General features: G+C 42.8%; 5 protein-coding genes. 3 read left to right on the top strand and 2 right to left on the bottom strand.

What is annotated here, in order from left to right:
- Positions 1–672: outer membrane beta-barrel protein (locus tag ACFQ2O_RS20095; RefSeq protein WP_377532275.1), on the top strand; the 672-nt coding region annotated here is incomplete at its 5' end.
- Between the two features lie 80 nt (positions 673–752).
- On the opposite strand, the gene ACFQ2O_RS20090 is transcribed toward ACFQ2O_RS20095, so the two are convergent.
- Together ACFQ2O_RS20090 and ACFQ2O_RS20085 are read right to left on the bottom strand one after the other, a co-directional pair.
- The gene (locus tag ACFQ2O_RS20090; protein ID WP_377532272.1) at positions 753–1,493 is read right to left on the bottom strand and encodes a (Fe-S)-binding protein; all 741 of its coding nucleotides are present in this window, start codon (positions 1,491–1,493) and stop codon (positions 753–755) included.
- 3 nt (positions 1,494–1,496) lie between these two features.
- The gene (locus ACFQ2O_RS20085; RefSeq protein WP_377532270.1) at positions 1,497–2,342 is read right to left on the bottom strand and encodes a hydroxymethylglutaryl-CoA lyase; all 846 of its coding nucleotides are present in this window, start codon (positions 2,340–2,342) and stop codon (positions 1,497–1,499) included.
- 341 nt (positions 2,343–2,683) lie between these two features.
- Between ACFQ2O_RS20085 and ACFQ2O_RS20080 the strand changes: the two genes are divergently transcribed.
- Together ACFQ2O_RS20080 and ACFQ2O_RS20075 are read left to right on the top strand one after the other, a co-directional pair.
- Entirely contained in the window at positions 2,684–2,944 is a 261-nt protein-coding gene (locus ACFQ2O_RS20080) for a hypothetical protein (protein ID WP_377532267.1), read from the top strand.
- 3 nt (positions 2,945–2,947) lie between these two features.
- Positions 2,948–4,366, top strand: a complete 1,419-nt coding sequence (locus tag ACFQ2O_RS20075; RefSeq protein ID WP_377532264.1) for an aldehyde dehydrogenase — start codon at positions 2,948–2,950, stop codon at positions 4,364–4,366.
- Positions 4,367–4,669 lie beyond the last annotated feature (303 nt).

Raw genomic sequence — 4,669 nt, 5'->3', positions numbered from 1 at the left:
AAAAAATTATTAATTGCCGCAGTTTTCACAATGCTCGGCTCTTGTGCTTTTGCACAAACTTCTAAGGGAACAGTAGTTCTATCAGGCTCATTAGGTTTTAGCACGAACACTAGTAAACCTCAAAGTGATGATGGTAGGTATAAAGCGATTACATATAATTTAGCACCTAGTGCAGGCCTTATGTTAAATGACAAGTTAGAAGTTGGTACTACTGTTAGTTATTCATATTCAAGAACAGAGTCTAAAAGCTATATAATAGATGACGAGGTGCCTGAATTTTATGGTTCAAGAGAAAGCACAGATAGAACCGTTTCATTACAACCCTATCTAAAAAAATATTTTATGGTTTCGGAGAAAATTGCCATTACAGGAAAGGCCTATGCTGACCTTTTTACAGGAAGCAGTAAATCCGAATCCGATTATAGAGGGCTCAGCTCAAGTAGTGAGACTAAAAACAGAGGTTTCGGTATAGGAGTATCCCCAGGAATAACATTTTTCCCAACAGAGAGAATAGGCTTATCAGCGAACTTTGGCAATTTATCTTACACAAGAACTACTTATGAACATGAACTTAGAGTAATTGAAAATACCAAAAGCACTCGTTCTGGACTTGATTTAAATTTAAGCAGTAAGTATTTAACCTTTGGTTTCGGCTACTTTATTAATCGATAATCAAGTATAAAATAAAAAGCGAGGGCCTGTGCAAGTATACTTACACAGGCCCTCGCTTTTATACTAAGGAAAGAATTACCTTACCACCCACTCGCCAGCACATCTGCTATGTGCATGGTTTTGATTGGCTTTTTCTGTTTCTGTATATATGCCTCTAAGTGCATCAGGCAGCTACTATCAGTGGAGACAATATAATCTGCACCAGTAGCAATGGCATTGTCTACTTTCTGCTCAGCCATTGCCGTTGAAATAGCTTCGAACTTAACGGCAAAAGTACCGCCAAAGCCACAGCAGGTTTCACTGTCTTCCATTTCAACCAGCTCCAAGCCTGCTACGTTTCCGAGCAGCTCTCTTGGCCCTGCTTTGATACCGCATTCGCGCAAGGCACTGCATGAGTCGTGGTAGGTATATCTACCAGCTAAAGAAGCACCTTGTATGCGAGTAATGCCCAGCACATCAGTCAGGAACTCCGTCAGCTCATACACTTTCTTTTGCATAGAGCGGTACTTCACCAGCTTCGAAGATTTAACGAATATATCCTGGTATGCATTGCGCACCATGCCTACACAAGAGGCAGAGGGAGCCACAATGTAATGAGAGGTTTCGTTAGAGAAATCGTCTAAAAACTTATCGGCCACTTCCCGGGCTTCATTAAAAAAACCAGCATTAAAAGCGGGTTGCCCGCAGCATGTTTGGTTAGGATTATAGCGCACGTCGCAGCCTACCTTCTCCAGCACCTTCACCATATTCATGGCCGTGTCCGGAAACAGCTGGTCTACGAAACAGGGTATAAAAATATCTACTATTGTTCTGCTTGCCATAGATTAAAGAAATACTGCTCCGGATTCAGCCATTGCGGCTTGGAGGGCAGCTTTGTTAAGCGTCAAATTTACGCCATTATTTTCGAAGTAATCTACCAAATTCTCAGTAGGCATGTTTCCAACCAGCTCATCTTTTGCCATGGGGCAGCCGCCATAACCATGCAAAGCTCCATCAAAACGCCTGCAACCGGATTGATAAGCTGCTTCAATCTTCTCTTTCCAGGTAGTGGGGGTTGTATGCAGGTGTGCCCCAAACTCTATATGCTTAAAAGAAGGGATTAGATGGCTAAACAGGTACGTTATATTTTCTGGTGTAGCCACACCGATTGTATCAGACAAAGATACAATCTTGACCTGCAGTTTATCGAGCTCCTCTACAAAACTAACCACGGTTTCTACATCCCAGGGATCATCATAAGGATTACCAAAACCCATAGAAATATAGGTTACCAATGTTTTTCCATGCTTGTGGCAAATATCCTGTATCTGCGCCAACTGCTCCATTGCCTCGGCTATACTTTTATTTGTATTCCGCTGCTGAAATGTTTCAGACACAGATAAGGGAAATCCTAGGTAATCTATCTGCTTGTGCTGCGCCGCATCCTCCGCTCCTCTTGTATTGGCTATAATAGCTAACAGCTTGGAGGAAGTGGCACCTAATTCAAGCTTGGCTAAAACCTCGGCAGTATCCTGCATTTGAGGAATAGCTTTGGGAGAGACAAAACTGCCAAAATCAATTGTATCAAACCCCACTTTTAGCAGCTGGTTGATGTACTTAACTTTAGTATCAGTCGGGATAAACCCTTTAATGCCTTGCATGGCATCGCGTGGGCACTCGATTATTTTCATAGAAGTTGTCTTTATTATACTTGCCATTGCATTTGTATCAAAGGTACAGCTATCTGGCATGGGTTAAAAATACAGACTTATACTTTCATATATAGCTTTAAAAGCTTAGCTTATATAAGAAAAAACGCTGTTACAACAATACAATTGCCATGGTTAAGCAAAACGACAGTTCTGTTACAGTAGCGGGTAGAGGCTTAGGTATGAGCTTTTTGCCCGGGCAACTAAGCCTGCAGTATTGCACTAGTCGTCCTACTATTTGTGTTGTTAACCGACAAGGCCTGCAACAGGTTACATACTTGTTAAGAACCCTGAGCCACCAACCCAAAATCTATCTGGCTGATATGGCTAAAGAAACCGAAGCAGTGGTTGACCTGGCAACAGCTACAATTGGTATGGGAAAAAAACGTCCTGATAACGCAGGTATCACATTACGGCTTTCTGTGTATACATCACTTGCTATTCAGCTGCTTCTCCTACCGAAAATACTCTCTACAGTGCAGTCTTATAAGAGCTACATCGGCTGTCTCATTATTTCATGTTTCTCTGCAGAAAGTACAGTTGCAGAGCCTGCCCAATCCTCACTCACAGTTCTAACTAATTAAACTATGACAACATCTTCTACTACCCATGTGCCAGCCGAAATAGATCTGCCCGACATCCAAAAGCTGGTGATGCGGCAACGTAATTTCTTTGCCAGTAATACCACCTTGGATGTATACTTCCGCAAAGAGCAACTTCGGCTACTTCTGGACGCCATCAAAAAGCACGAGCAGGAACTGTTTGATGCCATGTATACCGATTTCCACAAACCAGCCATGGAGGCTTATGCTACAGAAGTAGGGTTTGTAGAGATCGAACTTAAGCACACAATTAAAAAGCTGACAAGATGGGCTAAGCGAAAACAAGTGAAAGAGTCATTTTTGAATTTTCCTGCCCAAAGCCATATTTATTATGAGCCATACGGTCTCGCCCTTATCATAGGCCCCTGGAATTATCCTTTCCAGTTACTGATAAACCCGCTCATAGGTGCCATTGCTGCGGGCAACTGTGCCATTATAAAGCCTTCTGAATTAACACCCTCCACCTCAGCTGTTATAGCCAAAATGATCCGCGAAACATTTCACGAGGAGTATATAGCTGTAGTGGAAGGAGGTATAAAACCTACCCAGCTCTTGCTGCAACAAAGCTTTGATTATATTTTTTTTACAGGCAGTACAAGAGTAGGCAAAGTAGTTTTACAGGCCGCTGCCGAGCATCTAACCCCAGTTACGTTGGAACTTGGTGGCAAGAGCCCGGCTATCGTAGCTGATGACGCTGACCTGGAGTTAACTGCACGCCGGATTGTCTGGGGAAAGTTTCTAAATGCCGGCCAAACTTGCGTTGCTCCGGATTATGTACTGGTACAGGAACAGGTAAAAGAAGAGCTCATACACCTGATCATCCAATGCATTACTGAGTTTTACGGAGAAAATCCCGCCCAAAGTCAGGATTATGCAAGAATCGTGAATGACCAACACTTCAACAGGCTCTCTAAGCTCCTGAAGAACGGTATAGTGAGAGCTGGTGGCCAGAAAGACAGCATTTCCCGTTACATAGCCCCTACCCTGCTAGACCAGGTATCGTGGCAAGACCCGATTATGCAGGAAGAGATTTTCGGTCCTTTGCTACCGATCATATCTGTTAAGTGCATGAAAGAGGCTATCGGCATCGTGAATAAGCATCCTAAGCCACTGGCGCTATACTTTTTTTCATCAAACGCGGCAAAGCAGAAGGAGGTGCTGCAGCATGCGCGCTTTGGAGGAGGGTGTATAAACGATACTATTTCGCACCTCATCAACCCCAACCTTCCTTTTGGAGGAGTAGGAAACAGCGGCATGGGCAGTTACCATGGCAAGAGTAGCTTTTTGCTTTTCTCGCATCAGAAAAGCGTGCTGCAGAGAGGTACCTGGATAGACCTTCCGCTGCGTTACCCGCCTTACAAAAACAGATTGCCGATGCTACGCAAGCTTTTTAATTGGCTTTAAGTATAGCTTAGCCATCTTTCATCCTAAATCTTAACCTCTATACTTCAGGCTGCGTTATCAATAAGCCACCAAGATCAGACAGAAAGCTACATTTTATATTGCTACTGCATATTTGGCTAAGAGGAAATCTATTTTTAGATTTGTTTAAGATAGCTAACATGTAGTTCCTTGTTCTGCCAAGGTTTCTTATGAAGAAAACGTAAACGCTATTATGCAATCAAAGAGCCACATGAAAATTAAAAAAGTATCTTTTCTAACTCAGAAGACAGAATTTTAGCTTGTACTAAACGTTCTTCATAAAAC

Source organism: Pontibacter rugosus (assembly GCF_042678745.1).
Classification (GTDB): Bacteria; Bacteroidota; Bacteroidia; order Cytophagales; family Hymenobacteraceae; genus Pontibacter; species Pontibacter rugosus.
The sequence above is the reverse complement of the archived record's forward strand: the minus strand, read 5'-3'. Positions and strand labels throughout refer to the sequence as shown.

Coding starts and splice junctions, on each gene's coding strand:
- ACFQ2O_RS20090 (WP_377532272.1), bottom strand. CDS start 1,493: ATGGCAAGCAGAACAATAGTAGATATTTTTATACCCTGTTTCGTAGAC.
- ACFQ2O_RS20085 (WP_377532270.1), bottom strand. CDS start 2,342: ATGAAAATAATCGAGTGCCCACGCGATGCCATGCAAGGCATTAAAGGG.
- ACFQ2O_RS20080 (WP_377532267.1), top strand. CDS start 2,684: ATGGCTAAAGAAACCGAAGCAGTGGTTGACCTGGCAACAGCTACAATT.
- ACFQ2O_RS20075 (WP_377532264.1), top strand. CDS start 2,948: ATGACAACATCTTCTACTACCCATGTGCCAGCCGAAATAGATCTGCCC.